Source organism: Ignavibacteriales bacterium (assembly GCA_016709155.1).
Lineage (GTDB): Bacteria > Bacteroidota > Ignavibacteria > Ignavibacteriales > Ignavibacteriaceae > JADJEI01.
This window is the reverse complement of sequence record JADJEI010000001.1, coordinates 413,013-438,076: the sequence shown is the minus strand read 5'-3', so window position 1 is coordinate 438,076 and position 25,064 is coordinate 413,013. Positions and strand designations below refer to the sequence as shown.

At 34.8% G+C, this 25,064-nt stretch carries 26 protein-coding genes; 25 read left to right on the top strand and 1 reads right to left on the bottom strand.

Features of this window, described 5'->3' with window-relative positions:
* The first annotated feature begins 124 nt into the window (after positions 1-124).
* The 17 genes from IPH11_02235 to IPH11_02155 all read left to right on the top strand — a co-directional run bounded on the left by IPH11_02235 (position 125) and on the right by IPH11_02155 (position 12,053).
* Positions 125-2,938: a CotH kinase family protein gene (locus IPH11_02235; protein MBK6912536.1), complete on the top strand. Its 2,814-nt coding sequence runs from the start codon at positions 125-127 to the stop codon at positions 2,936-2,938.
* 14 nt (positions 2,939-2,952) lie between these two features.
* Positions 2,953-3,108, top strand: coding sequence for a T9SS type A sorting domain-containing protein (locus IPH11_02230; GenBank protein ID MBK6912535.1), 156 nt, complete (start codon positions 2,953-2,955; stop codon positions 3,106-3,108).
* Between the two features lie 485 nt (positions 3,109-3,593).
* Positions 3,594-3,878, top strand: a complete 285-nt coding sequence (locus IPH11_02225) for a hypothetical protein (protein ID MBK6912534.1) — start codon at positions 3,594-3,596, stop codon at positions 3,876-3,878.
* 75 nt (positions 3,879-3,953) lie between these two features.
* Positions 3,954-4,325, top strand: coding sequence for a hypothetical protein (locus tag IPH11_02220; protein ID MBK6912533.1), 372 nt, complete (start codon positions 3,954-3,956; stop codon positions 4,323-4,325).
* 259 nt (positions 4,326-4,584) lie between these two features.
* Positions 4,585-5,130, top strand: a complete 546-nt coding sequence (locus IPH11_02215; GenBank protein ID MBK6912532.1) for a hypothetical protein — start codon at positions 4,585-4,587, stop codon at positions 5,128-5,130.
* A complete protein-coding gene (locus IPH11_02210; protein MBK6912531.1) occupies positions 5,127-5,309 on the top strand; it encodes a hypothetical protein in 183 nt (60 codons plus the stop codon). The genes IPH11_02215 and IPH11_02210 overlap by 4 nt, the downstream gene beginning before the upstream one ends.
* Before the next feature lie 317 nt (positions 5,310-5,626).
* A complete protein-coding gene (locus IPH11_02205) occupies positions 5,627-6,805 on the top strand; it encodes a hypothetical protein (GenBank protein ID MBK6912530.1) in 1,179 nt (392 codons plus the stop codon).
* 319 nt (positions 6,806-7,124) lie between these two features.
* Positions 7,125-7,439 (top strand): hypothetical protein, encoded by a 315-nt coding sequence (locus IPH11_02200; protein MBK6912529.1) that lies wholly within the window; start codon positions 7,125-7,127, stop codon positions 7,437-7,439.
* 2 nt (positions 7,440-7,441) lie between these two features.
* Entirely contained in the window at positions 7,442-8,038 is a 597-nt protein-coding gene (locus tag IPH11_02195) for a hypothetical protein (protein ID MBK6912528.1), read from the top strand.
* 338 nt (positions 8,039-8,376) lie between these two features.
* Positions 8,377-8,649 carry a type II toxin-antitoxin system Phd/YefM family antitoxin gene (locus tag IPH11_02190; GenBank protein ID MBK6912527.1) on the top strand — a complete coding sequence of 91 codons (273 nt, stop codon included), beginning with the start codon at positions 8,377-8,379 and terminating at the stop codon, positions 8,647-8,649.
* A gap of 2 nt (positions 8,650-8,651) precedes the next feature.
* Positions 8,652-8,975 carry a type II toxin-antitoxin system RelE/ParE family toxin gene (locus tag IPH11_02185; protein MBK6912526.1) on the top strand — a complete coding sequence of 108 codons (324 nt, stop codon included), beginning with the start codon at positions 8,652-8,654 and terminating at the stop codon, positions 8,973-8,975.
* Between the two features lie 156 nt (positions 8,976-9,131).
* Positions 9,132-9,278 carry a hypothetical protein gene (locus IPH11_02180; GenBank protein MBK6912525.1) on the top strand — a complete coding sequence of 49 codons (147 nt, stop codon included), beginning with the start codon at positions 9,132-9,134 and terminating at the stop codon, positions 9,276-9,278.
* A 158-nt stretch (positions 9,279-9,436) separates the two neighbouring features.
* Entirely contained in the window at positions 9,437-9,685 is a 249-nt protein-coding gene (locus IPH11_02175; GenBank protein MBK6912524.1) for a hypothetical protein, read from the top strand.
* Positions 9,685-10,104 carry a PIN domain-containing protein gene (locus IPH11_02170; GenBank protein MBK6912523.1) on the top strand — a complete coding sequence of 140 codons (420 nt, stop codon included), beginning with the start codon at positions 9,685-9,687 and terminating at the stop codon, positions 10,102-10,104. Before IPH11_02175 ends, IPH11_02170 begins: the two co-directional genes overlap by 1 nt.
* A gap of 385 nt (positions 10,105-10,489) precedes the next feature.
* Positions 10,490-11,074 (top strand): GNAT family N-acetyltransferase, encoded by a 585-nt coding sequence (locus IPH11_02165; protein MBK6912522.1) that lies wholly within the window; start codon positions 10,490-10,492, stop codon positions 11,072-11,074.
* Between the two features lie 380 nt (positions 11,075-11,454).
* Positions 11,455-11,739 carry a type II toxin-antitoxin system Phd/YefM family antitoxin gene (locus IPH11_02160; GenBank protein MBK6912521.1) on the top strand — a complete coding sequence of 95 codons (285 nt, stop codon included), beginning with the start codon at positions 11,455-11,457 and terminating at the stop codon, positions 11,737-11,739.
* Positions 11,740-11,741: 2 nt separating this feature from the next.
* On the top strand, positions 11,742-12,053 hold the full coding sequence (locus IPH11_02155) for a type II toxin-antitoxin system RelE/ParE family toxin (protein MBK6912520.1): 312 nt from the start codon (positions 11,742-11,744) through the stop codon (positions 12,051-12,053).
* Between the two features lie 173 nt (positions 12,054-12,226).
* Here the strand turns inward: IPH11_02155 and IPH11_02150 are convergent, their stop codons facing one another.
* Positions 12,227-13,615 (bottom strand): M20/M25/M40 family metallo-hydrolase, encoded by a 1,389-nt coding sequence (locus IPH11_02150; protein MBK6912519.1) that lies wholly within the window; start codon positions 13,613-13,615, stop codon positions 12,227-12,229.
* Between the two features lie 288 nt (positions 13,616-13,903).
* On the opposite strand from IPH11_02150, the gene IPH11_02145 reads away from it, so the two are divergent.
* The 8 genes from IPH11_02145 to IPH11_02110 are packed head-to-tail and all read left to right on the top strand — an operon-like array spanning position 13,904 to position 25,064.
* Positions 13,904-15,235 (top strand): hypothetical protein, encoded by a 1,332-nt coding sequence (locus IPH11_02145; protein MBK6912518.1) that lies wholly within the window; start codon positions 13,904-13,906, stop codon positions 15,233-15,235.
* A 22-nt stretch (positions 15,236-15,257) separates the two neighbouring features.
* On the top strand, positions 15,258-20,405 hold the full coding sequence (sprA, locus tag IPH11_02140) for a cell surface protein SprA (GenBank protein ID MBK6912517.1): 5,148 nt from the start codon (positions 15,258-15,260) through the stop codon (positions 20,403-20,405).
* Positions 20,390-20,818 carry a hypothetical protein gene (locus IPH11_02135; protein ID MBK6912516.1) on the top strand — a complete coding sequence of 143 codons (429 nt, stop codon included), beginning with the start codon at positions 20,390-20,392 and terminating at the stop codon, positions 20,816-20,818. Before sprA ends, IPH11_02135 begins: the two co-directional genes overlap by 16 nt.
* 37 nt (positions 20,819-20,855) lie before the next feature.
* A complete protein-coding gene (locus tag IPH11_02130; GenBank protein MBK6912515.1) occupies positions 20,856-22,424 on the top strand; it encodes a bifunctional response regulator/alkaline phosphatase family protein in 1,569 nt (522 codons plus the stop codon).
* Between the two features lie 39 nt (positions 22,425-22,463).
* A complete protein-coding gene (tsaE, locus tag IPH11_02125) occupies positions 22,464-22,853 on the top strand; it encodes a tRNA (adenosine(37)-N6)-threonylcarbamoyltransferase complex ATPase subunit type 1 TsaE (protein ID MBK6912514.1) in 390 nt (129 codons plus the stop codon).
* A complete protein-coding gene (gene tsaB, locus IPH11_02120) occupies positions 22,850-23,503 on the top strand; it encodes a tRNA (adenosine(37)-N6)-threonylcarbamoyltransferase complex dimerization subunit type 1 TsaB (protein ID MBK6912513.1) in 654 nt (217 codons plus the stop codon). The genes tsaE and tsaB overlap by 4 nt, the downstream gene beginning before the upstream one ends.
* 2 nt (positions 23,504-23,505) lie before the next feature.
* Positions 23,506-24,222, top strand: a complete 717-nt coding sequence (locus IPH11_02115) for a DUF1573 domain-containing protein (GenBank protein MBK6912512.1) — start codon at positions 23,506-23,508, stop codon at positions 24,220-24,222.
* A gap of 2 nt (positions 24,223-24,224) precedes the next feature.
* The gene (locus tag IPH11_02110) at positions 24,225-25,064 is read left to right on the top strand and encodes an acetyl-CoA carboxylase carboxyltransferase subunit beta (GenBank protein ID MBK6912511.1); all 840 of its coding nucleotides are present in this window, start codon (positions 24,225-24,227) and stop codon (positions 25,062-25,064) included.

Sequence of the window (25,064 nt, the reverse complement as noted above, 5' to 3'; positions counted from 1 at the left end):
CATTGTAAGAACTTTATCAAAAATTTCTATTCTTACTTAAGACTTTAAATATTAATAAGATTACTTGTAAATTTTAACTAATTTCATTGGCATACGAATTGTTATTTATATGGAAAAAACGGAGATGAACATCATTAAAAAAATATTATTACTAATTGCTTTGTTGTTAATTCAACATCAGTCAATTGCACAAAACGTTTTGATAAACGAGTTTGTGTCTGCCAACTCGAATGGGTTGCAGGATGAAGACGGAGAATATAATGACTGGATTGAAATTTATAATTCTTCTTCATCTTCTGTGAATCTGTTTGGTTACTATCTGTCAGATGATTCGACAGAGTGGACTTTCCCCGATGTTAATCTTGCTTCCCATAATTACCTCATTATTTTTGCTTCAGGAAAAAATAGAGTATCACCCGGAGAAAATCTTCATACTAATTTTAAAATCACTAGCAGCGGTGAATCAATTTATTTACTTAACCAATCCGGGAGTTTAATAGACTCACGCTCTGCAGTTAATCTACAAACAAATATTTCATTCGGAAGAAAACCTGACGGTGCATCAAGCTGGTACTACTTTGAAGAGCCAACACCTGCTTCCGCAAATACTACTACTGAATTCAATGAAGTCGCTGCACCACCCCAGTTTTCTTCACAAGGCGGATTTTATGCCGGTGGTGTTTCTTTAACTTTATCCACCTCAACCATTGGAGCAGAAATTCATTATACCACTGATGGCTCGATGCCTACTGCTTTATCTGATATTTTTACAACATCAATAAGTGTTAACCAAACATCAGTTGTTCGTGCGCGTACTTTCAAAACCGGATTAATACAAAGCCCGGCAGTAACTAATACTTTTCTTATTAATGAGCGATCAACTTTGCCCGTGGTTTCAATTTCAACTAACCCGGAAAATTTGTGGGATAATGATTTTGGCATTTACGTTTTTGGTGACAGCGCCGAAGCTGATTTCCCTTATTTCGGTGCAAACTTCTGGCAGGATTGGGAAAAGCCTGCACATATAGAATTGTTCGAAACAAATAATACTGCTGCCTTTACGCTTGATGCCGGTATAAAAATTTATGGTGGGTGGAGCCGCGGATATGATCAAAAATCACTCGCTGTAAATTTTCGTGATGTTTATGGCGCAAGTGAAATTAACTATCAGCTTTTTTCAAATATTAATATTGATAAGTTTCAAGAGTTTATTTTACGAAATGCCGGACAGGATTGGGAAAAAACTATGATGCGCGATGGAATGACTCTTTCGCTGATGGAGGATACGGAACTTGACATTCTCGCTTATAGACCGGCAGTCTTGTTTATCAACGGTGAATACTGGGGCATTCAAAACATTCGCGAAAAAATAAATGAGAATTATATTTCAGCCCACCACCCCGGTGTTGATCCGAATAATATTGATCTGCTGCAGCTTGACGGCTGGGATCCGATTGCCGGCGATCCGAATAGTTATTTTGATATGATTGACTACATTGAAACTCATAACTTCACCAATCAATCAAATTATGATTACATAAAAACTCAAATGGAAGTTGATAATTTTATTAAGTATGAAGTTTCGGAAATTTACTTTGCAAATACTGATTGGCCGGGAAGCAATATTAAATACTGGCAGCCTCGAACTCCCGATGGAATCTGGCAGTGGATTTTATCTGATACTGATTTTGGTTTTGGATTATACGACGATAATGCATATCAGCATAACACTCTGGAATTTGCAACAGAACCTAATGGACCGCCATGGCCTAACCCACCCTGGTCAACTTTAATTTTAAGAAAACTTTTGCCAAATCAGGAGTTCAAATACGAATTTATTAATCAATTCGCTGATTATTCTAATTCACTTTTTATCGCTGATACAGTTACTTCAAGAATTAATAAATTTAAATCTGTTATTGAAAATGAAATTCCATTTCATAAAACAAGATGGAATCAATCTCCATCTGAGTGGAATGGTTTTGTTGATGACTTAATCTTCTTTGCGCAAAACAGGCTTGATCCGCTTAGAAATTTTTACGTTGATTATTTTAACCTTAGCGGACTTGCTAACATTAACTTAAATATTACACCGCAAGGGCAGGGGAAGATTGTGGTAAACAAATTAAAAGTTGATAATTATCCATGGACTGGAATTTATTTTAAAGACGTTCCAATTACACTTAAGGCTGAAGCAGAACCTGGTTTTCATTTTATTGGATGGACTGGTTTGACAGGCGCTGATTCTTCCACTGCAGTTATTACGTTAACCGGTGATATAAATGTTACGGCAATATTTGAATCAGATACAACACTTGCCGGCTCAATTGTTATCAATGAAATAAATTATAACAGTGCACCCGATTTTGATCCTGAAGATTGGGTTGAAATTACAAACACAAATAATTCTACTATTGATTTAAGCGGTTGGTTTTTTAAAGATGATGACGATGCTCATATTTTTTATTTACCAAATGGAACTTTAATTCAACCGAATGACTTTGTTATACTTTGTAAAGATACCGCAGCATTCAAAACACTTTTTCCTGATGTAGAAAATTATTTTGGTAATTTTTCTTTTAGCCTGAACAATGATGGCGAACTCATTCGCTTGTTCAACAACAATGCTGAGTTGGTTGATGCACTTACTTATGATGATCAATCCCCCTGGGTAACTGCTCCTGATGGAACAGGCGCAACTTTATCCTTAAAAAACCCTTTGCTGGATAATTCAAGTGCAGAGAATTGGGGAGCTTCAGTTGGGCACGGTTCTCCCGGAGAAGTTAATGAAATTGCTACAACAATTGATGACAAAACAGAAAATATTCTGCCGACTGAATTTGCACTTGAGCAGAACTACCCCAATCCATTTAACCCAAGCACAAAAATCAGTTGGCACTGTCACCCTGAGCTTTGGCAGTTGGCAAACTTTGACTAAAAGTCTTTGATGTTTTGGGAAATGAAGTTGCCGCACTTGTTAATGAAGAAAAACCAGGCAAATACGAAGTTCAATTTACAGTTAACAATGTATCAATTTCAGGAATTTATTTTTATCAAATTAAGGCTGGTAGTTTTAGTCAGACAAGAAAGATGATCTTAATCAAATAATTCTCCAATAATATTCGATTGGTTTATTTAATAACCCCGCTCAATAAATAGGCGGGGTTTTTATTTGGAGTCAAAGACCAGAGTATAATAGGAGTATAATAGGTAAGCAATAGGTGTATAATAGGAGCGTATGTGAAAATCATTCTGTATTTAAAGAAAAATTATTTGGCTCTATATTAAATACTCTAAATAGGAGGATTTTGCCGCGCTTGTTAAAAAAAAATAATTAAAAAAGTTTTAAGATTTATTTGACATTGGCGAAAGCAGTTAATAAGTTAAACCAAACAAATGAGGATGTTTTTGTGAAAATGGAAAATAGGAAAGAAATTAAACAAATTAGTAAAAACTAAAATGAGAGTTTTTAATTACACTATTTTATCTGTAAAAGAGCAGATAGTTTTAACAACTCTCTTCTTTTTCTTTTTTGCTGATTTAGAGATAAAATACTTAATAGTTATATTCCTTACTATAAAAGAGGTGCAAAGATGAAATACTTAAAGTTTTTAACCCAACGGGAAATTCTTCCATTAGGTGATTATTTCCAAATGAATTTTACTCTCTTAGTTAAGGACACACCAAAAACAATAGATAAAAATGTTGATATAAAATCTATTGAAGTTAGACTTACTGGTAGAGAAGATGGAAGTTTACGTGCTCAACATAATAATTACGAACTTGAGTCTGCGCTTTTTACAATTGCAAAAAATTATATTACTGAGAAGATAGAATCGAGACAAAAAAATACAAGATTCAGAAAAAATATATCCTGACGCTTCTGAATATTTATATCTTGATTCAGAACCCTTAGAAGTATTCAATAAAGAGATAATAGAAGTGGAAGAAAAATGAAAATAATTCTGTATTTAATAGTGATATCAACAATATTTCTTTCTGCTTGTTCCCCAAGTGTAAATTTTATGAAATATAGTGAAGATACTTTTCCGCCCAGTAATTCTGTTGAAGTTCTTAGAAACAAACTAGTTGAAAAAGATTTTGTTGAGCTTGGTGAATTATCACTTCAAGTAAAAAAAGGTATTTTCAGTAATCAAGAAGAAGCCGTTTTAAAACTAAAAGAAAAAGCAAAAGAAATTGGTGCAGATGCAATAATAATTTTAGGCGAAGAATCTGAAGGAAGTGTTATTGTTCCAATTGGAAAATTATATACATCAGTAGATAAAAGATATATTAAAGCAATTGCTATTAAATACAAAAATTAAAAACGCAATATAACCAGCGGTGCTAATGAACTCATGTTTGAAGTTGAGGAGTAAGTATAAGCCCAAAGTATTTTGCTTGTTTGTGTAAATATTTTATTTGTCGTTCTTTTAACTTTGTAACGATTAAAAAAAATGAAATGGAAATCTTTCCCCGCTAAAGGCGGGGTTAATAAAATAATTTATTCAGTGGCATTGCCATTGTGTTTTAATAACTTGTCCCGATTCTATCGGGATAACACGCCGTTATATGGTTTTAAATATGAATATGAATTTAAACAATAATCAAATATTAGCTTTCGTTTTAATTAGCCCATTTTTACTTTTACTCGTGGCTGGATTATCAAATCCAGAGAATATTTCTACTTCCATACTTAAGTTTTCTATTTTTTTCTTGTCTCTTTATTTTTTTATTAGATTTTTGTGGGTTTTAGGTTGCTCTTATGAAGATGAAATACATTTTAAGGAATCGGTCTTGGAAAATGTAAATAATAATATTTGCCCACTTTGTGGTAAAGAAAAAATATCGGATTCCAATCTCACTATTGGTTATAGAAAAAGAATATGGAGCGATTTTGAGTATAAAGTTTACTATATAAAATATTCTACTGACATTATCGAAATAACAACAAAAGTGCAAATATGTAAATCTTGTGGAAAAAATTATTTATCAGTATGTGAACAAGATTTATTTGCAATATTCCACGTTAATCCTAGTATCAAGTTGTTGAAAAGAAAACTTGGATATTTACGTGGAATAAAATTTCCATTTGAGAAATGGAATATTTCAATAAGTAAAACTTTATGAAACCAAAAGAATTTTTTACAATTTCCGAATTATCACAAAATTTACAGCATTTGTGTAATGCCCTAAATAAAAGTAATGACACTATATGTGTTATTTTAGCAGTAAATTTTATTGAAAAATTTTTAGCTAATTCTTTAGTCATTACATTACCAAGAAAAGAAAAACAGTTCATTAAATAAAAACTTTATAGCAACGCCATTATTGTGGACTCAAGGCGACAGCGTTTTCGCACTCGGCATTTTTCAAATTTTAATCTTAGGTTCTCCGCTTCGGCTAACTTATTCAATTGAGTACAATAGTAAAATATTTTTATAAACATAAATTTTAATTAACAAAATTGGCATTGTTGTTTTGGGCGTCGGCTTAGCAACAAAGTCGTTATGCTACATCATTAAAAGGTAATCAATGGGAAAAGAAAAAAGAAAAAAAAATTGAACCACCCAAAATTAGTCCGTATAGAATAATTATTTTTTTATTTCTTAATCATTTGGAAAGTATGAAAATTGCATTCCCAGATGTTTTGAAGGTGGTTAACCGTAATATCAACAAATGTGAAAAAAATCTTCAAACATTTCTGAAAACAAAAACCAAACCACATAAATCAAATAAAGACAAAAAGAAATCTTTTCAAATTGATATTGAAAACTATCGCGAGTTCGTGAAATTAATTGAAAGTAAACAAAAAGCCGAATTAGCCGAAAAAACAATTTTACAAAGCTCAATTACATCGCTAGTTAGTATTTATGACTCATTCCTTGGTCAATTAATAAAGGTAATGCTGGAAAATAAGTCTGAAATATTAAACTCCACTGATAAGAATATCCCATTCAATAAAATTTTGGAATTTAATACTATCAATGATGCTAAAGATTTTATAATTGAAAAAGAAGTTGAATCAGTTTTAAGAACTAGTCACTCAGATCAAATTAAATGGTTAGAAAATAAACTGGGGATTCCGTTAAAAAAGGAACTCGATATCTGGCCTAGCTTCATTGAATTAACTGAAAGAAGAAATTTATACACTCATTCTAACGGTGTGGTATCAAGCCAATATTTATCAGTTTGCTCAAGCAATTTGGTAACTTTTGAAAAGAAGTTTAAGGTTGGCGACGAATTGAAAGCAACTATTGATTACTTCAATAATGCCTATAAAATTTTGTTAGAAATGGGAGTAAAATTAAATCAAGTTATTTGGCACAAATTACATCCTGATAATTTAGAGGAAGCGGATAACACATTAATTGAAATAGGTTATAATATTTTATATGCTGAAGATTATGAGCTAACGAAAATTATTTTAGAATTCTCTACAAATGTATTAAAAAAATATTCAGATGAAATGGTTCGTCGTGTCTTCATAGTTAATAAAGCTTTAGCATATAAATGGAGTGGTGAAGATAAAAAGGCAAAGGAAATTATTAAAGCGGAAGATTGGAGTATATGCAATGACAACTTAAAATTGGCTGAAGCTGTTATATTAGATAATTATACTGAAGCCACTCAGATTATGCGAGTAATTGGAAGTCGTGGTAGAATTGGAAAAAGCGAGTATATGGAATGGCCACTATTTAAAGAATTTAGAAAGTCAAAAGAATTTTTGAATGCATTTGAAGAAATATTCAAGGAACCTTCTATCACAGTTGAAGACGAAAAATTAAAAGAGAAAGTAGCATAACCGCTTAAAAAAGGAAAGAGTCAATAGTACACAGGGATTTAAGGAGAAAATATTTTCTATAAAAATAATGTTTGCATATTGGACCAAAAAAATATTAAAAAGTGATAACCTGATAATATCAAAAAGGTTGATCTTGAGTAAACCCAATTTATTGATGGTAAAAGATTCGTCATTTTGGGTGTAGAAGTTTTTGAAAATAAATGAATATTTTTACTAAAGTAAAAATGAAATGGAAATCTTTAAATAATTTATACGGTGGTGTTGTGTTTTTACATAACACGCCGTTAGGTTGCATAAGAAATAAGCATAAGATAAATTTATGAATATACAATTTTTACATAATTCATCGGGTGGATGGATAGCATTCAAAAAAGGCAAATTTGTTTTTGATCCAAATGGCAATTGGATTGGTTGGTTACCTTGGGGAGACGATGATGTAGTTAATACTGAAGGTGAGTATTTAGGCACCATTTATAATAAGAATAGGTTATTCCAACAATTTTTCCATCCTTATCGAGGATATCCTGGTTATCCTGGTTATCCTGGTTACCCCGGCTATCCTGGTTATCCTGGGTATGCTGGTCATTACCCATTACCACCAAATACAAAAGATATCGAAATAAAAAAGATATAACGATGAGCAGATTTAATCATTATCCTATAAAACCTTCAAACCAATATCTTCTATCATCCTATTATATTTTATGTGGTGCTCACGAAGCGGCATCTTCTTTCTTGGATACATTTGAAACAATACGAACAACTAGAGGTGCAAAAGGAGCTCCAACAGATGTTGAACAAAACCAAATTAGAGCAATGTTAATATTTTCCTCATCCGGGTTGGATTCAATGGTTAAACAACTAGTTAAAGATTCGCTTGGTCTTATTATCGAGAAGAATGAAGGAGCTCAAAAAATGTTCGAATCATACATAGAAAAGAGATTGAAAAAAACTGATGAATTAGACTTAAAATTCTTATCAAAGTTATTTGCAACCCAACAGCCGCAGATTATACTTATTCAAGATTTAGTTAATTCAATATGTTCGGCTAGTTTGCAATCGAAAGAACAACTATTAAAGGTAGCCGCCAGTTTTGATATACCGACTCATGAAATTTCAACAGACTTAAAAAACTTGAAGAAATATTTTATGCAAGGAATCAAATTGCTCACGAAATGGATGTTGATTTTACACAACCTAATCGAAGTAGGCGACCAAGACAGAAACAAATAATGATTGATTACACGGAAGAAATATTTCGTGTCTCAAATGCTTTTTTAAATGGTGTTGAAAAAAGGATGTAAGTCAACACCTAACCTCTTTAATAAGTACAAAGTCCCCGCAAAACGCGACAGGCAGGGGGATATAAAAATATTATTCAATCCGTTGTTACGGATTGCCAAAAAAGTTCTTTTCACTTAATGATAGCTTTGCCATAAATAAAAATAATTGCTGTGTTGGGTTTTAATAGCTTGTCCCGACAAGTCGGGATAACACTTCGTTATATGGCTAAAATTAGTTTGATATAAATAATGTTATAGACTATATTTGGTCTAAAAAAGGACTACGATATGAAATTAAGCGAATCAGTAAAATCAATCAGTTATCTGAAAGCCAATGCGGCTAATTTGATTGAGAAAATCAATAAAGAACAAAAAACTTTTGTTATTACCCAGAACGGTGAGGCAAAGGTAATTGTTCAAGACATAAAAGTTTATGAAAAAACTCAAGAAACTATGGCTATGCTTAGATTACTTGCTATGACTCGTGATAAGAATAAAGAGGCGAAAGGAATTCAAGAAACATTTGCCAATCTTCGCAATGAATTGAAATCTATTCAATGACTATGAAGTATAAAGTTATAATAGATCCTCAAGCCAAGTTAGATCTCAAAGAAATATTTATTTATGCTTCAATAAATGATAGTATTCAATCAGCAAATAGACTTTTAGATGCTTTAGAAGAAACTTGCTTAAAGCTAGAAAAATTTCCAGAGAGAGGACACATTCCACCTGAACTGAGACCAACCGGAATTAAAAGTTATTTAGAGATTCTCTATAAACCTTACCGTATTATATACGAAATTGAAGGCAACTTAATTTATATACATTCAGTAATTGATGGAAGAAGAAATATTCAAGAAATCTTGAGCAATAGATTTTTAAGATAAAGACGCTATATAAAAAGCCAATATTGACGACCACCACTTTGTGAATATAGATTGAAAAGAAAGGAGAGTGGAAGAGATTTTAGGAAAGAGCATAAAATCCAATGCTCAAAAAGAGTTCTTAAAAAAGGAGTAACAAGCCCGGTGGGATAATTTCAGTTGAATAATACTCTATTGAACGGGGTAATTGAAATAAAAAATGTTTATTTCAATTCCACTAATAAAAAATACATCAGCACCCGGATTCCCGCTCTGCGGGACCAGGCGGGCATTAAAGCACCAGGCTGCTACCCGGGGGATGTATAACAAAATAATTTATTCGGTGGCATTGCCATTGTGTTTTAACAGCTTGTCTCGACACTATCGGGATAACACGCCGTGATATTGCCAAAAAAACCATTTGAATTATGGAATTATTGTACGTATTTTAAAATATAAAATATACGTAAAAATAAAGGTTTGAAATGAATACTAAATTAACTCTTAAATTAAACAAAAGAGCAATTGAGAAAGCCAAAAAATACGCAAAGAAAAACAAACAAAGCCTTTCTGGAATTGTTGAAAATTATTTTAATCTAATCTCGAATAAAGAATTTTTAGATGAAATTGAAATTTCTCCAAATGTAGTAGAGTTATCTGGAATTATAAATTTATCTGATAATATAAATATCAAAGAAACTTATGGAAAACATCTTGAAGAGAAATATTCTTAATGAAAAAAGTATTTGTTGACTCTGATATAATATTAGATTTGCTTGCCAAACGAGAACCAAATTATATTTTTGCAGCAAAATTATTTACGTTAATTGATCAACAAAAAATTATAGGTTTTACTTCACCAATAGTTTTTGCAAATCTACATTATCTTCTTAAAAAAAATACATCAAATTTATCCGCGCTTAAAAGTTTGAGAAAATTGAAAACTTTAATAAATATATTACCAGTAGATGAAAGAGTTATTGAACAATCTTTAAACTCAGATTTCTCAGATTTTGAAGATGCAATTCAATATTTCACAGCAGTAAATAATGGAATTAATTTAACACTCACTAGAAATAAAGTTGATTTTAAGAAAAGTAAAATTCCAATTGCTACAGCTGAAGAATATTTGAAAAGTTGGGAAACAATTTAAGAATCAACATAACAAGCCATTATAGATAACCCGTTGATAATGCATGTGCGAAAAAAAAGGATAATCACAGCCCGAGTATCTTAGGAAAGAGCATAAAAATCCAATGCTCAAAAAGAGTTCTTAAAAAAAGAGTAACAAGCCCGTGGGATAATTTCAGTTGAATAATACTCTATTTTAAGAGGATAGTAATTTCGTCATTTTGGTGTAGAAGTTTTTGAAAATAAATGAATATTTTTACTAAAGTAAAAATGAAATGGAAATCTATCCCCGCTAAATGCGGGATTAAAAAAAATAATTTATACTGTGACATTGCCATTGTGTTTTAATAACTTGTCTCGATTCAATCGGGATAACAAATCGTTAGGTGCTTAAAAAAAAAGTTAAAATGAATTTCGCAATAAATGATAATGTTTTTAATCAATTCCCAAACCTTGAAACAAATAACCTTTTTCTGCAAAATTTTACAATTACCGTCGTAAATGAAATATTTAAAATTCGTTCAGATATAAGAGTTATGCAATATTTAGATAAGGATTGTCATAAGACAGTTGAAGATTCTAAGAAAATGATAAATGAAATAATACAAGCTTATAAGGATAAATCAGGTATAAATTGGATTATTCGAAAAAAAAATACTCTTGAAGTAATTGGGTACATTGGATATTGGCGGTTAAATAGGCAAGGAGTCAGAGCAGAAATAGGATATGCATTAAAGCCTGAATATTGGCGAAAAGGGTTGATGTCAGAAGCGATGGTCAGGGTATTAGAATTTGGATTTGGAGAATTTGGATTGCATAGCATAGAAGGTAATGTTAATCCACAAAATGAAAGTTCAATTAAAATCTTAGAAAAATTTGGATTCAAAAAAGAAGCTCATTTTAAAGAAGATTATCTATATAAAGGCAAGTACTTAGACAGTGCAATATATTCTTTATTAGAAACAGATGCCCTAAATATCAAAAGCACATAACCAGCAAATGCTAATGAACCCCATTGGAGCAGGCTCACTCTACTTGAGCGATTAGTGTAAACCCAAAATGGTGCGCTTGTTTATTTAAATATATTATTTGTCGTTCTTTTCACAAAGTGATGGCTATTGCAGATTTTTTAATTAACAAAATAAAAATAATCAATTGGTCTTGCCCGTGAGACCGAAGTTCCCAAAGGGACAGGCAGAAAATAGGAATTATAATCCAGGGGCAAATTGTTTTCTATTGTTTATCCCGTATGTTTTTAGCGGGGACTTTCTTTTCTATAGACAAAACCGTTATGTGTTAAATAATGTTCTTGTTTAAGTCGTAATTCAGCATTAAATTAGAGCCTAAATTTAGGCAAAAAGAAAGGCATAAAATGAGAAATATATCAGTGTCAAGTGACATAATTCCAGTAGGACAATTTAAAGCTAGTTTAGCAAAATATTTAAAGGATTTACAAACTCGTAAAAATTCATTAATTATTACACAAAATGGAAAACCAGCTGGAGTTTTAGTGTCGCCAGAAGAATTTGATGAACTTCGAGAATCCAAACTATTTATTGATTCAATTTCAAGAGGACTAGCTAATTCAGAAAAGGGAGAAGTTTTATCTACTTCTCAATTAAGAAATGAATTGGCAAAACACAGAGTTAAAAAATAAAAATGAAAATTACTTGGGCAAAAGAATCACTTCTTAATATTCAAGAAATTGAAGATTTCATCTCTCAAGATAATCCTAATGCTGCATTTAAATTAACTGACAAGCTAATTTCACTCGTTGAAGACTTAATAGAATTTCCAGAAAAAGGAAGAATAGTCCCCGAATTATCAATAAGTCAAATAAGGGAAATTTTATACAAAAATTATAGAATAGTTTATTTAATTAAGAAAAAATCTATTGATATTTTAACTGTGTTTGAAGGTCATAAATTATTTGACATTGAAAACTTTGTTAATCAAATAAAAAGTAATTAACACATAACCAGCCAATACTAAATGACCACTCCCTAGACCTAAGGAGAGATCAATTGTAAGCCGGGGTGTTTAACTTGTTTTTGTAAATACTTTATTTGTCGTTCTTTTCACAAAGTGATGGCTTTGTGTGATTTTTTGTTTGGAAAGCGTGAGACTTGACTTTGTTCAGCTATTTAAAGCCCTTCTTCACTTAAAAGATAAGCGAGTATTGTTATTGCCGCCGAACCAAGTTCGAGTTCGCGCGGGTTGACAGCTTCATACACATCATTGGCTGAATGATGAAAATCAAAGTAACGTTGGTCATCAGGGACATAACCGATTAATGCATCGGCATTTTTAATATGCGATACATCAACTCCGCTGCCGCCTTTCTCTATCCATTCAATTGATGCTTTTTTCAAAACAGGAAGCCAGCTTTGAATTTTTAATAGTGTTAAGGAATCCGAGTCAACATCAAATCCAACAGGAGTAAATCCACCTCTATCGGATTCGATAGCTGCAATATGTTTTTCACTGGATGAATCGGAGTAAGCGCCGTACTCAATTCCGCCGCGTGAACCGTTCTCTTCATTAATAAAAAGTACGCAACGAATTGTACGTTTCGGTTGGATGTTTAATTTCTTTAATAAGTAAACCACCTCCATTGATTGCACGCATCCGGCACCGTCATCGTGTGCACCTGTGCCTTGATCCCAACTGTCAAAGTGTCCGCCAACCACGATTACTTCATTCGGAAATTCGCTTCCGGTAATTTCGCCAATAAGATTATATGACCGCTCTTCCGGCAATGTTTTACAATTTAATTTGATAGTAATTTTTAAGTGAGGATCATTTTTCAGAGCATCACTGAGAAAGTCTGCATCAATATATCCCGCCGCAACCGAAGGAATTTTAGGAAGACTATCAACGTAGTGCATTACTCCGGTATGGGGTACGTTATCGTGCCTGGTTGTAACCGAGCGGATGATTATTCCAATTGCTCCATACTTTGCAGCTTCAATTGCACCTCTGCTGCGCTGATCAACTGCACCGCCATAGCCGGCAAATGTATTTATCAATCCCATATCGAGCGGACGACTGAAAAAAATAATTTTCCCTTTAGCTAATTCTTTTTTTTGTTTTAACTCATCAAAATTTTTAACTTCAAGAACTTCTGCGGTTACCCCATCCTCATCTGTTCCAACGCTTCCGCCGAGAGCAATTACCCGCAGCTCTCTTCCTAAAAAATAATTTGATTCGGTGATTACAGCCTTTTCAATATCGCCCCTTTCCCAATGCGGCACCATAACGGGCTGAATCCAAACTTTGTCGAAGCCGAGTGACTGCATCTTTTCATCCGCCCAATGTATTGCTGTTAATGAATTATTTGAACCGCTCAGACGCGGACCAATTTTACATAGCTCATCAAGCCATTGGTAACCGGGCTGTTCGTTCAAGGTCGTTCTTACAATTTTATCAGCAACGTCAAAGTATGTTTTTATTTTTTCGCTGCTATCAGATTGAGGATATAATAATTTTATTGAAAGTACGATGGTCAGCAGCAATGTATTTGATAATTTCATTTCAGGTTCTTTCTATCATATTAATAATTTAATAATTGGAAGTAATTTTAATTAATTACGTTCACTGAAAAATAAACTTTCCATGAAGATTGACAAACCGAATATTAAAAATTTCCAAAAGAAATCCGTATGAAACATTAAGCGGTAAAAATTAAGTGAAAAAAAATTACCTTCATTTATTCAGTCTACTTTTTCAGCCAATATTTTCATAATTATTAAAGGAGTAGTTATAGATAGTTTCTACGAAATTTGTTAATTAATTCTAAGGTATTCTTCATCAGCGATAGAATGAAAAAATTATTATGGGAGATTTTCCGCATTGCAGGGGTTTCAAGCGTTCTGTTTTTTGCGGGTATTAATTTAGGTTTTAATTCTCCTCATATATCTCAAGTAGATGAATCTATTTGGTTTCAGGCATGTTTTCAATTCATAACTCAAGACAAACCTGTTTCCGAATCTCAATCTGGTTTGAAAATCTCAGACTCAAATCAGACTGGCAGTATTCTACCTAAAGATGAGAATCCGCTTTCTATTATTTTTAAGAAGGGGGATTTCTTATTCCCGCCAGATTCAACAGATAAAATAACACCCGACTCACTCTTATCTAAAACAGACTCAACTATTAATTTAGGCGATTCGCTGAAAACAAATCTTGACACCGTTAAAGTTGATTCGATGGCACTTGATTCCACAAATCGGTTAAAATATTTTCACTATGTTCGTGAAGACGTTCCCTACACACAGTTGAATATAAAAAAGCAGTCGAGTTTTTTTGCGAAGGCAAATCAGCGCATAAGAAAAATCGAAATTGATTCCACCGGGAAGTTTGTAACGATAAAAGAAGAAATTGCCGGGAAGCCCTCTAAAATATTATTAACTCTTCCGATTGAAGAATACATCAAGCTTCGTCTTGATACTCGTGAACGGGAAATGTGGGAAACGATAGGGTATGAATATCAACTTACAGAAGGTACAAAAAGTCTAAGCGATGTAATAAAGGATATTACAGATTTTGAAATTCCACTTCCGAGTGTTGGTGTGTTAAGTATTTTTGGACCTCCAAAAATTAGTTTGAAGATTGGAGGCAGCGTGCAAATACACGGTGCATGGCGAAACGAAACTACCGAAGGGGTTACTGCTTCGAGTCTTGGCAACACACGCAATGAACCTGACTTTAAACAGCAAGTACAGATCAGTGTTAATGGTACAATCGGCGATAAGCTTAATATCAGTGCGGATTGGAACACCGAGCGAACTTTCGAATATGAAAACCAACTAAAGATAAAATACACCGGGTACGAAGATGAAATAATTCAAAGTATAGAGGCTGGAAACGTTTCACTGCAAACATCTCCATTGGTTGGCGGTGGTGAAGCTCTGTTTGGTATTAAAGCACAATTTAAAATGGGTCCGCTTTCATTAACTACTATCGCTTCACAAAAGAAAGGTGAAATTAAAGAAGTTGAAGTAAGCGGCGGAAGTACAGCAACTGAATTTGCTATTCGACCTTACGAGTATTCAACTAATCACTATTTTCTCGACACGATTTATGCCGATCCGGTATTAAATATTTTTAATCAGTATTATGGAAGTCCCACCCCCCTCTACACACAGGATTAGATTTGCAAATGCGTACATTAACTTGAGCCCGATTGATACAGCAGGCTCATACTCTGATAATTTAAGAGAAGATCTTTCAAATCCAATCCCCGGGCAGGAGGAGACAGGCAGGTTCCTTTTATTGACAGAAGGGGTAGATTATACTCTGCATCGCGAAACGGGTTATATCACTTTTAACTCAACGATTAATGAACAGGATATTATTGCAGTTGCCTATCGTTATGATGGACTTTCACCGAGCAGTGGAGATGACTTTTTCTATGGTGATTTTATCACTACAACTGCTGCAGATACTTCTCAGAAAATTGTTCTGAAACTTATTAAACCAAAAAACCTTCAACCACAATTCAAAACTGCGTGGAAACTTCAATTAAGAAATATTTATCCTCTCGGAGCGAGAAATATTAAGGAGGATGGTTTTGAATTCAATATTAAATATGAACTTGAAGGGCAAGATCCTGTGACAGATCTTCCAACTCCAGATGGCGCGGTTAGATTGCTTAATGCTTTCGGTTTAGATATTCTTGATAAGAGCAAGCAGCCAACGCCCGGAAATATTGGCGATAACGTTTTTGATTATTTGCCAAGCATAACAATCCTTCCAACAACGGGCGAAATAATTTTTCCGGTGCTGCAGCCTTTCGGAAGAGACTTGCCTGCAAGCATTCCCGACTCACTAAATTTCCAGCAGATTTATGATACCACAAAAACTTTTGCTCAGCAGGAAAAGATAAAAGACAAATGGGTGATGACAGGGAAAAGTACCGGTGATGCTACTTCAATTTATCAACTTGGATTTAATATTGTTGAAAATTCTGTCCGAGTACTCTTAGATGGAAGGGAACTAACTCCCAATGTTGATTACTCTGTAGATTACAATATCGGACAGCTAACAATTAAAAATGACGCAGCATTGGTGCCGGGCGCAAACCTAAAAGTCACTTATGAACAGAATGATTTATTTCAGCTTGCTTCAAAAACTTTGCTTGGTGCGCGGGGTATTTTCGATTTTTCTCAAAAGACAAAACTTGGTTTTTCTATTTTGAATTTGAATCAGCAAACATTGAGTGATAAAGTCAGAATTGGTGAAGAGCCGCTGAGCAACACAATTTATGGAGTTGATTTTTCTACGTCGGGCGATTTACCAATTATTACCAAGCTTCTTGATAAAATAATTTCAACTCGGGAGATGTCAACATTTACTCTCGCTGGAGAATATGCTTACATTAATCCTGACCCTAATACAAAGAAAAGTACAATAAGTACTGACAACGGGCAAAGCATTGCTTACATAGATGACTTCGAAGGCGCCAAGCGAACAATTCCAATTGGAGTTGGTTACACCGGCTGGAAAGATCTAAGTGCCCCTGACTCTCTTTCGAACCTGTTAGGGTTTAGCAGAGCGGATAAAATGATCCACAAAGGCAAAAGTTTTTGGTTTACTGTCACTCCGTCTGATGTGGAGGTTAAAGAAATTTTCGGAGATAGAAAGCAAGTTGCTACATCTGATCAGCAGGTTACAGTTATGGATTATGTCTTTATGCCTGATACTCCCGGAACATATAACTACAGCCCTGATTTATCAACTCCAACGAAAAGCTGGGGGGGTATGCAAAGGATTTTATCTTCAACTGCAAATAATCTTATTGAAGAGAATGTGGAGTTTATTGAATTCTGGATGAAAATTCAAAATGCTCCGCCGGATGCCAAACTTTATATTGATCTTGGTTTGATAAGCGAGGATGTAATTCCAAACAACACATTGAACACTGAAAACATTAATGATGTATTTATAAATTATCAGGATGAAGACCGGGGCTTAGATGGTCTATTTGACGATGTAGAACGAACCACTTACGGCAGTGATAAATCTGATCCTGCCGGAGACAATTTCGTTTTCGTGAAGTCAGGAACACCAACATTATTTGATTATTTCAGTATTAATGGAACGCAAGGGAATGCGCAGCTTACAGATATTGGACGAATCCCGGATACAGAAGATTTGAATAAAAACGGAAGTGTAGATTTGGCGAACAGTTATTTCAGATACGAAGTACCACTTGATACTTCTGCCGCAAGCAATCCATTTATCCAGGGTGGGGGATTAACAGAAGCCGGCTGGTATCTTTTCCGCGTGCCGTTAAAAGATACTTCTTTAATTGTCGGAAGTCCAAGTTTATCAAATGTTGAGACGATAAGAATGTTTGTCTCTGGTGTAAGCGATATGGTTCATTTCCGGCTTGCAGAATTTAATCTTGTTGGAAGTCAGTGGCAGAAATTAATTCCCGAAGACACTGTGCTTGCAATTTCGACAATAAGTTTTGAAGATAATCCGAATTACACAATTCCTCCGGGTATCAGCAGAGAGCGTGATAGAACGAGACCCGATGAAAACATTCTTGCGAATGAACAATCTCTAAATCTCATTCTTACAAATTTAGAAGATGGACAAAAGAGGGAAGGGGTTAAATATTTATTTAAACCTTTGGATGTATTTAATTATTCCGAAATGAAGTTATTCATTCACGGCGATATGAATACTGCACCGGGTTCTGTGTCTTCAACAGATTCACTTAATTATTCTTCTGAAGTTTATTTCAGATTTGGCGGCGATACGAACAACTACTACGAATATAGGCAGCCTGTTCGCCCTGATTGGAATGAAATAAGTATAAAATTTAGTGAGCTGACAGCGATTAAACAGGCGCGGGGAGATTCGATAAACTTTATTTATAGCGTTCCGGTTGATGGAAAGATCGGTCATCTTTATTCTGTTAAAGGAAACCCATCACTTACTTCGGTGAAGTTTTTAACAGTTGGAATATTTAATACTAACAACCCGAATAATACCGGAAACGTGAGTGGCGAGGTATGGGTGAACGAGTTGAGAGTCATTGGAGCAGATGATTCTCCCGGCTGGGCATATAGCTTTAATACAGGTATAAAATTCGCCGACCTTCTTTCTGTTAATGCGAATATGAGTCAGACTAACCCATACTTTCACAAGCTGGCTGATAGATTTGGCAGCAGGGTGGAGCAGAAAAACTGGGGCGTGGCAACTGAATTGAATATTCTGAAATTGCTGCCGATAAGTTTGCCGGAAAGTAATTTGAAATTAAATTACTCCCACAACGAATCACTTGGTAAGCCGCTGTTTATTCCGGGCACCGATGTTCGGGTTGATGAAGCTGCAAAACGTCTGCAAGAAAGTCAGGGCGATACAACATTACTAACCACAAAAAAGCCGGAAGACTTAATCTCAGAAACTCAAACACTAAATATTTCCGATAGCTGGTCGTTATCAAATATTAAAATAAAATTCCCAACGAAAGCGTGGTATATCAGAGATTCATTCAATGCTTTGACTTTTGGATTCAATTTTAATAAGAGTTTTTCAAGAAGTCCAACTGTCCTCTCAAGTAAAAATTGGATATGGAATGCAAGTATGAATTATGGAATTACTTTCAGCTCTGATTATTTCTTTCAACCGGCAAACATTCCATTTATTGGCAGTATAGTTTCGTTATTGACTGATTACAAAGGTGCAAAAGTTTATTACACGCCACAGTCATTTACAGCAAGTTTAACAGCTAAGAGAAACAGAAGCGTAAACGTAACAAGACCGCAAGGCACTGCAGTTACTGATCCAATTGTTTCGAGAGATTTTACGGCTACGAGGGGGTTCCAATTCAATTGGAAACTTACCGAAGCCGGTATTTTGAATCTTTCAACTTCGTACAATGTTACGATAAATTCTTCACTTGCATTTTTAGAAACAGATATACTTGGCAATGATAGACCTGAAAAAGAAATATGGAAAGATATTTTTGGTCAGACAGGATTTGGTAACGACTATTCATATACTCAATCCTTCGATTTAAAATCAACTCCCAAAATGCCATCGCTTTGGGATATTAATAAGTACTTTACAATTTCATCTGCCACATACAACGCAACATACAGATGGAATAATGATTTCCGCCAGGTTGATTTGGGGCGTAGCGCAGGCAATTCGAGCCGCACTTCAGTTGGAGTTACTTTAAGGTGGAAGGCATTAACGGAGCCATTGTTCCAGGAATCACTTGAAGAACAACAAACTATTTTAGAGCAGCAGGAGCAAATAAAAAATCAAATTAAAACTCAAACACAGCAAAGCAATAAAAGAGGCAGGAACAGAAATCTGGAAGAAGCAATAATGAGAAGTCTTGAAAATGAAGGTAAAACTTTGGAACAAGATTCTACCGAAATTGATCTGGAAGATTCTGAATTAGAACTCGATGAAGAGTTTGCAGAAATTGATTCTACTACAATTGGCTTGCCGAAGAAATCATCATTAACGAATGCACTACTATTTCTTCGCAGTGTTGCAAAGTTTTTGTTATTTGATTATGAAACTTTTACTATGAATTTTTCTTCGGATAATAGTCTTTCAAAATCCGGAATAAAATCTGCAGGCAGTGGTTTTGGAAATTTCTGGGGATTCAGTTATAAATATGATCGCGGACCGGCTCGTTTATTTATGCTCGGGCTTAGCAGTGATGTTGGTCCTCGAGCACCGCACGGTAACCTGAGCGATGTATTTTCACAGAAAAATAATTTTACATTCAAAACTTCCCGTCCGTTGTGGGAAGGGGCAAAAATAGATTTGAACTGGCAGGTTGGCTGGTCGCTGAATAAAAACACTTCGCTTTCTACTGATGATTTTGGAAATGCATCAATTAATAATATAACTTCAACAGGCTCGATAAGCCGCTCATTTTTATCCTTCCCGCCTGTGCTTGTGTTCTCGGTATTCAAAAGCGGTATAAAGAAAGTTGCAGAAAATTATAATCCACTATCTTCAAACCAGAGCGAAGATCTATCCGTTGCATTTTTAAAAGGAATGGAGAGTCTTCCTATTTTCTCGAATCTTGGCTTCTTGAAGGAGGTGGCAAAATATGTTCCGCGTCCAAACTGGTCATTAACCTGGGATGGATTAGAAAAGCTAAGCGTTTTCAAAAACTTTGCTACTAAAGTTTCGCTGACACATGCCTACACCTCCGGATATTCGGAAGGCTGGAAAATAAATCCTGATGGAATTCAGGAAATCCAATCTCAAAAAATTGATTATGGATTCTCACCATTGGTTGGATTAAATTTTACATTCGGGGAGTTATGGGGAGGAATCTAACCAGCAGCATAAAATTTTCGACAAAAGCGATTTATGATCTTGGCGTAACAACAAGAAATATCACAGAGACATTTACAAAAGATATCGGAATAACGGCAGGCTACACAAAGTCAGGATTCGAACTTCCTTTGTTTGGCGTTGCTTTAAAGAACGATATCGAGTTTAGTTTCTCATATACAAGCGCAGTTAATTCAACTGTTCGCTATGAGATGGATACTTTTTCTGAAGAAGGAATTCCGCAGGACGGTACAACAAGAGTAACGATTGAACCGCGCATTAAATACACGATCAGTTCAAAAGTTACACTTTCAATCTTTTACAAGCGTTCGACAGTTGAACCGGAAGGAGCAGCCAGAATTCCACCCACCACTACAAACGAAGCCGGTCTGGATGTGACGATTTCAATTCAGTAGTCCTTATTTTTTAATTAGAAACAGAATGGATAAATAAATGCCGCAAAAAAAATTGCTTTGGGTTGATGATGAAATTGAACTTCTACGTTCACATATAATTTTCCTTTCCGAAAAAGGTTACGAAGTTGATACGGTTACTAATGGTGAAGATGCGATCAATTCGGTTAGGAAAAATGATTATGACCTTATTTTTCTGGATGAAATGATGGCAGGGATGGGGGGACTCGAAACATTAAGCAGAATAAAAGATATCAACGCAAACATTCCAGTGGTAATGGTTACCAAGAGCGAAGAAGAATCTTTGATGAATGAAGCGATCGGCGGTAAGATTACTGACTATCTTACAAAACCCGTAAACCCAAGCCAGGTTTTGCTTGTTTGCAAAAAGATTCTGGAAGGGAAAAAAATCACCGGTGAATATGTTACCAAAGATTACTTGCAGGATTTCAATGAGATTTCGCAGGCGTTAACTAACCCGATGGATTTTGCTGAATGGAATGACCTTTACCTGAAAATGGTTGACTGGGATATTGAATTGGATCTTCATCCTGACATTGGATTGAAACAAACATTGTTCGATCAAAAGAAAGAGGCGAACAAAGAGTTTTCAAAATATGTGGAGAAGAACTACAAAGGGTGGGTCAACAACATAGATAGTTCTGAAAGACCTTTGCTTACAACAGAGATTACTTCAAACTATGTTCTAAATTTGGTGCAGAAGCAGGATTACTCTGTCTTTTATTTTGTGCTCGATTGTTTACGTCTTGACCAGTGGTTAGTGATGGAAAAAAGTCTTATTGACCTATTTAAAATTGAAAAGGATTATTACTATTCAATTCTTCCGACTGCAACCCCCTACTCCCGTAACGCACTCTTTGCAGGTATGTTTCCATCGGATATTGATAAATATTATCCCGACATTTATCACGCCTCGGCTGATGATGAAAGAAGCATGAATCAGCATGAGCGCGAACTACTTCAAAGGTTGATTGACAGAAAAAGAATCAAATTAAAAAATGATTTGAAGTATATTAAAATAATTGATCCGGAAGTTGGAAGAAATTTTGAACAGGATATCCTTTCGTATCAGAATACGCATCTTACAACGGTAGTTGTTAATTTTCTTGATATGATTGCGCATGGAAGATCTGATTCTGATCTCTTAAAAGAAATTGCTCCGGATGAACCAGCTTATCGTTCTTTGACCAATAGTTGGTTTATGCATTCTTCGCTGCTTGGAATTTTCAAGTCATTAGCAAAATTAAAAAATTGCCGCATTGTTGTAACCACCGATCACGGGAGCATTCGTTCATTGCGCGGTGCTAAAGTATTAGGCGATAGAGAAGCACTTGCTAATTTAAGATTTAAATATGGCAGAAACCTGAAAGTTGATGAGAAGCATGCAATGTTTATTAAAAATGCTTCCGAATACAAACTGCCCGATAGGGGTGTTACCATTAATTATATTATTGCAAAGGAAGATTTTTATTTTGTTTATCCTACTGATTATCATAAATATCTTGGAATGTACAAAGATACTTTTCAACACGGCGGAATATCAATGGAAGAAATGATTCTTCCTGTTATAACGATGGAGCCGAAATAGGTGGTTGAGTTTCCCTCAAAGCATGTTTGTCGGTCGGAAATGGAAACTATTGAGTTGGCAAAAAGTTATTCTGAAAATATTTCAGATTCAGAGGTAGTAGTATTAAATGGTGAACTTGGAAGCGGGAAAACTTTCTTCATCAAGCATCTTCTAAAATGTTTTGGTGTTCAAAATGTCAGTAGCCCCACCTTCGCAATTGTAAATGAATATACTGCCAGGTTTAATTTCTATCACTTTGATTTTTACAGAATAAATAAAGAAAACGAATTGATCGAAATTGGTTTTAATGATTATATCACAGCGGAAAATTCAGTTGTGTTGATTGAATGGGGCAGTTTATTTCCAAATCTTCTTCCAAAGAAAAGGACTGAAATTTCGATCAGGGTGAATGAAGATTTTTCAAGAGAATTTGAGTTTAGTAAGCTATGATAAATTCAAAACCAATATTGGCAATAGAGACTTCAGATAAAATTTGCAGTGTATGCGTCTATTTCTCCTCTTCAAAATATTTTGAAGCAAAAATAGAACTCGTCCATTCTCATTCAGAAAAATTATTCGCCCTGATTGATTTTGTGATGAAGCAAGCAGCACTCGAATTAGAAGATGTGTCATGCTTGGCTGTTTCAGCCGGTCCCGGTTCTTTCACAGGATTAAGAATTGGATTGGCGGCAGCAAAAGGAATTTCGACAGCTCTTTCAATTCCGATCGTACCTGTTCCGACATTTGAAGCCATTGCACTTCAGTTATCAGATTATCTTCCTGAAGGCACTCAATTTTCTATAGCAAATAAAGTAAATAAGGACGAGGTCTATTTTGCACAGTTTCAAATTAAAGACAGGAGTTTTATATTTACACACGGATTAAAAATTCTACCTTTAAATGAACTTGTAAATTTTAAGGAAGAATTGATTTTCGGAAATGTTCAGATTTATTCTTCAGCAAATAAAAAAAATGTCTGCGCCCCGGATGCGCTTTATGTTGCAAAGTGGTGCAAGGCTTTTGGCGAAAAATTTATGTCGCTTGATATAGATAGCCTTGAGCCAAATTATTTTAGAAATTTTTTAATAAAAGGGAATTAAAAATGTTAAGAAATATTTTACTGTTTGTTATTCTTTCAATTTCTTTTTTATACTCGCAATCAATAGGCCCTAAAATTACAGTTACCCCAATCGAATATGATTTTGGAGATATAATTCAGGGCGAAATAGTTTCTCATACATTTATAATTACAAATGCGGGATGGGATACTTTGAATATTGCTCATGTAAGAGCCTCTTGCGGATGCACAGCCGCCAGCCCTGAAAAAAGCTTATTAGCTCCGGGTGAGTCCACAAATCTTTTAGTAAGTTTCAATTCAAAAGGAAGAATCGGAAAGCAAACCAAGTTTGTTTACATTCAAAGTAACGACCTCGATATTCCTGAAATGAAATTAACATTTGTTGGCAATGTCAAAACCGGAGACGCAAAATCTGAACTGCAAGCAAAATTTGTTGTTCCGGAAACCGAGCATGATTTTGGAGCTGTACAAGAAGGGAAAAAAGTTGAGTACACTTTTAAAATTGCAAATTTTGGAACGGGTGATTTGCTGATTAAGAATATCAAAACTTCTTGTGGCTGCACTGCGGCGTTGGTAAGCAGTGAAAAATTAGCCCCGGGGGAAAAAGGAAGCCTGAAAGTAGAACTTGATACGACGGACCGTTTGGGTAAAATGAGCAGAACAATTACCATCACAACTAATGACCCTTCAGAACCGCAGAAAATCCTTACGATTTATGCAGATGTACAGAAAGGCAGCTAAGCATGCCCTGGTTCAAACGATCGAAACAAAATATTTCGCCTGACTCTCACAAAAAGGATGCCCCCGATGGAATGTGGGAGAAGTGCGCTGGCTGCGGCGAGATCATTCATAAGAAACAATTAGAATTGAATCTTTGGACTTGTACAAAGTGTGATTATCATTTTAGAATCGGCAGTGCTGAATACATAAATATACTTCTCGACAAATCCAGCTTTAAAGAAATGGATAAAAAAATGAGATCAGCCGATCCATTAAATTTTTCTGACACTAAAAAATATAATGAAAGAGTTGCTGCTACCATAAAAAAGACGGGAATGTTTGATGCGATTCGGACGGGTGTCGGCAAATTAAATAATATGGAAGTTTGTTTGGGTGTAATGGATTTTGCATTTATCGGTGGAAGTATGGGAGCAGTAGTTGGCGAAAAAATAGCAAGACTAATTGATAAGTCATTTAAAAGTGAAATTCCCCTTATACTTGTTTCGGCAAGCGGCGGCGCACGAATGATGGAGGGGGCATATTCTCTTATGCAATTAGCTAAAACCAGTGCACGGTTAACAAGATTAGCTGCTAAAGGTATTCCTTATATCTCAGTGTTAACAGACCCAACAACTGGCGGAACAACTGCAAGTTATGCTATGCTTGGCGATATTAATATTGCTGAGCCTAAAGCCTTAATTGGTTTTGCCGGACCACGAGTAATTAAGCAAACGATTGGCAAAGATTTGCCTGATGGTTTTCAACGATCCGAGTTTCTGCTGGAAAAAGGTTTTGTAGATCTGATCTGTCATAGAAAAGATCTGAAAGAAAAAATTTTTTCGCTGCTTGAAAATATGACTTGA

Excerpts from the sequence above, each read along its gene's own strand:
- IPH11_02235 (MBK6912536.1), top strand. The coding sequence starts at position 125 with ATGAACATCATTAAAAAAATATTATTACTAATTGCTTTGTTGTTAATT.
- IPH11_02225 (MBK6912534.1), top strand. The coding sequence starts at position 3,594 with ATGAAATACTTAAAGTTTTTAACCCAACGGGAAATTCTTCCATTAGGT.
- IPH11_02220 (MBK6912533.1), top strand. The coding sequence starts at position 3,954 with ATGAAAATAATTCTGTATTTAATAGTGATATCAACAATATTTCTTTCT.
- IPH11_02215 (MBK6912532.1), top strand. The coding sequence starts at position 4,585 with ATGAATATGAATTTAAACAATAATCAAATATTAGCTTTCGTTTTAATT.
- IPH11_02210 (MBK6912531.1), top strand. The coding sequence starts at position 5,127 with ATGAAACCAAAAGAATTTTTTACAATTTCCGAATTATCACAAAATTTA.
- IPH11_02205 (MBK6912530.1), top strand. The coding sequence starts at position 5,627 with ATGAAAATTGCATTCCCAGATGTTTTGAAGGTGGTTAACCGTAATATC.
- IPH11_02200 (MBK6912529.1), top strand. The coding sequence starts at position 7,125 with ATGAATATACAATTTTTACATAATTCATCGGGTGGATGGATAGCATTC.
- IPH11_02195 (MBK6912528.1), top strand. The coding sequence starts at position 7,442 with ATGAGCAGATTTAATCATTATCCTATAAAACCTTCAAACCAATATCTT.
- IPH11_02190 (MBK6912527.1), top strand. The coding sequence starts at position 8,377 with ATGAAATTAAGCGAATCAGTAAAATCAATCAGTTATCTGAAAGCCAAT.
- IPH11_02185 (MBK6912526.1), top strand. The coding sequence starts at position 8,652 with ATGAAGTATAAAGTTATAATAGATCCTCAAGCCAAGTTAGATCTCAAA.
- IPH11_02175 (MBK6912524.1), top strand. The coding sequence starts at position 9,437 with ATGAATACTAAATTAACTCTTAAATTAAACAAAAGAGCAATTGAGAAA.
- IPH11_02170 (MBK6912523.1), top strand. The coding sequence starts at position 9,685 with ATGAAAAAAGTATTTGTTGACTCTGATATAATATTAGATTTGCTTGCC.
- IPH11_02165 (MBK6912522.1), top strand. The coding sequence starts at position 10,490 with ATGAATTTCGCAATAAATGATAATGTTTTTAATCAATTCCCAAACCTT.
- IPH11_02160 (MBK6912521.1), top strand. The coding sequence starts at position 11,455 with ATGAGAAATATATCAGTGTCAAGTGACATAATTCCAGTAGGACAATTT.
- IPH11_02155 (MBK6912520.1), top strand. The coding sequence starts at position 11,742 with ATGAAAATTACTTGGGCAAAAGAATCACTTCTTAATATTCAAGAAATT.
- IPH11_02150 (MBK6912519.1), bottom strand. The coding sequence starts at position 13,615 with ATGAAATTATCAAATACATTGCTGCTGACCATCGTACTTTCAATAAAA.
- IPH11_02145 (MBK6912518.1), top strand. The coding sequence starts at position 13,904 with ATGAAAAAATTATTATGGGAGATTTTCCGCATTGCAGGGGTTTCAAGC.
- IPH11_02135 (MBK6912516.1), top strand. The coding sequence starts at position 20,390 with ATGGGGAGGAATCTAACCAGCAGCATAAAATTTTCGACAAAAGCGATT.
- IPH11_02130 (MBK6912515.1), top strand. The coding sequence starts at position 20,856 with ATGCCGCAAAAAAAATTGCTTTGGGTTGATGATGAAATTGAACTTCTA.
- tsaE (MBK6912514.1), top strand. The coding sequence starts at position 22,464 with ATGGAAACTATTGAGTTGGCAAAAAGTTATTCTGAAAATATTTCAGAT.
- tsaB (MBK6912513.1), top strand. The coding sequence starts at position 22,850 with ATGATAAATTCAAAACCAATATTGGCAATAGAGACTTCAGATAAAATT.
- IPH11_02115 (MBK6912512.1), top strand. The coding sequence starts at position 23,506 with ATGTTAAGAAATATTTTACTGTTTGTTATTCTTTCAATTTCTTTTTTA.
- IPH11_02110 (MBK6912511.1), top strand. The coding sequence starts at position 24,225 with ATGCCCTGGTTCAAACGATCGAAACAAAATATTTCGCCTGACTCTCAC.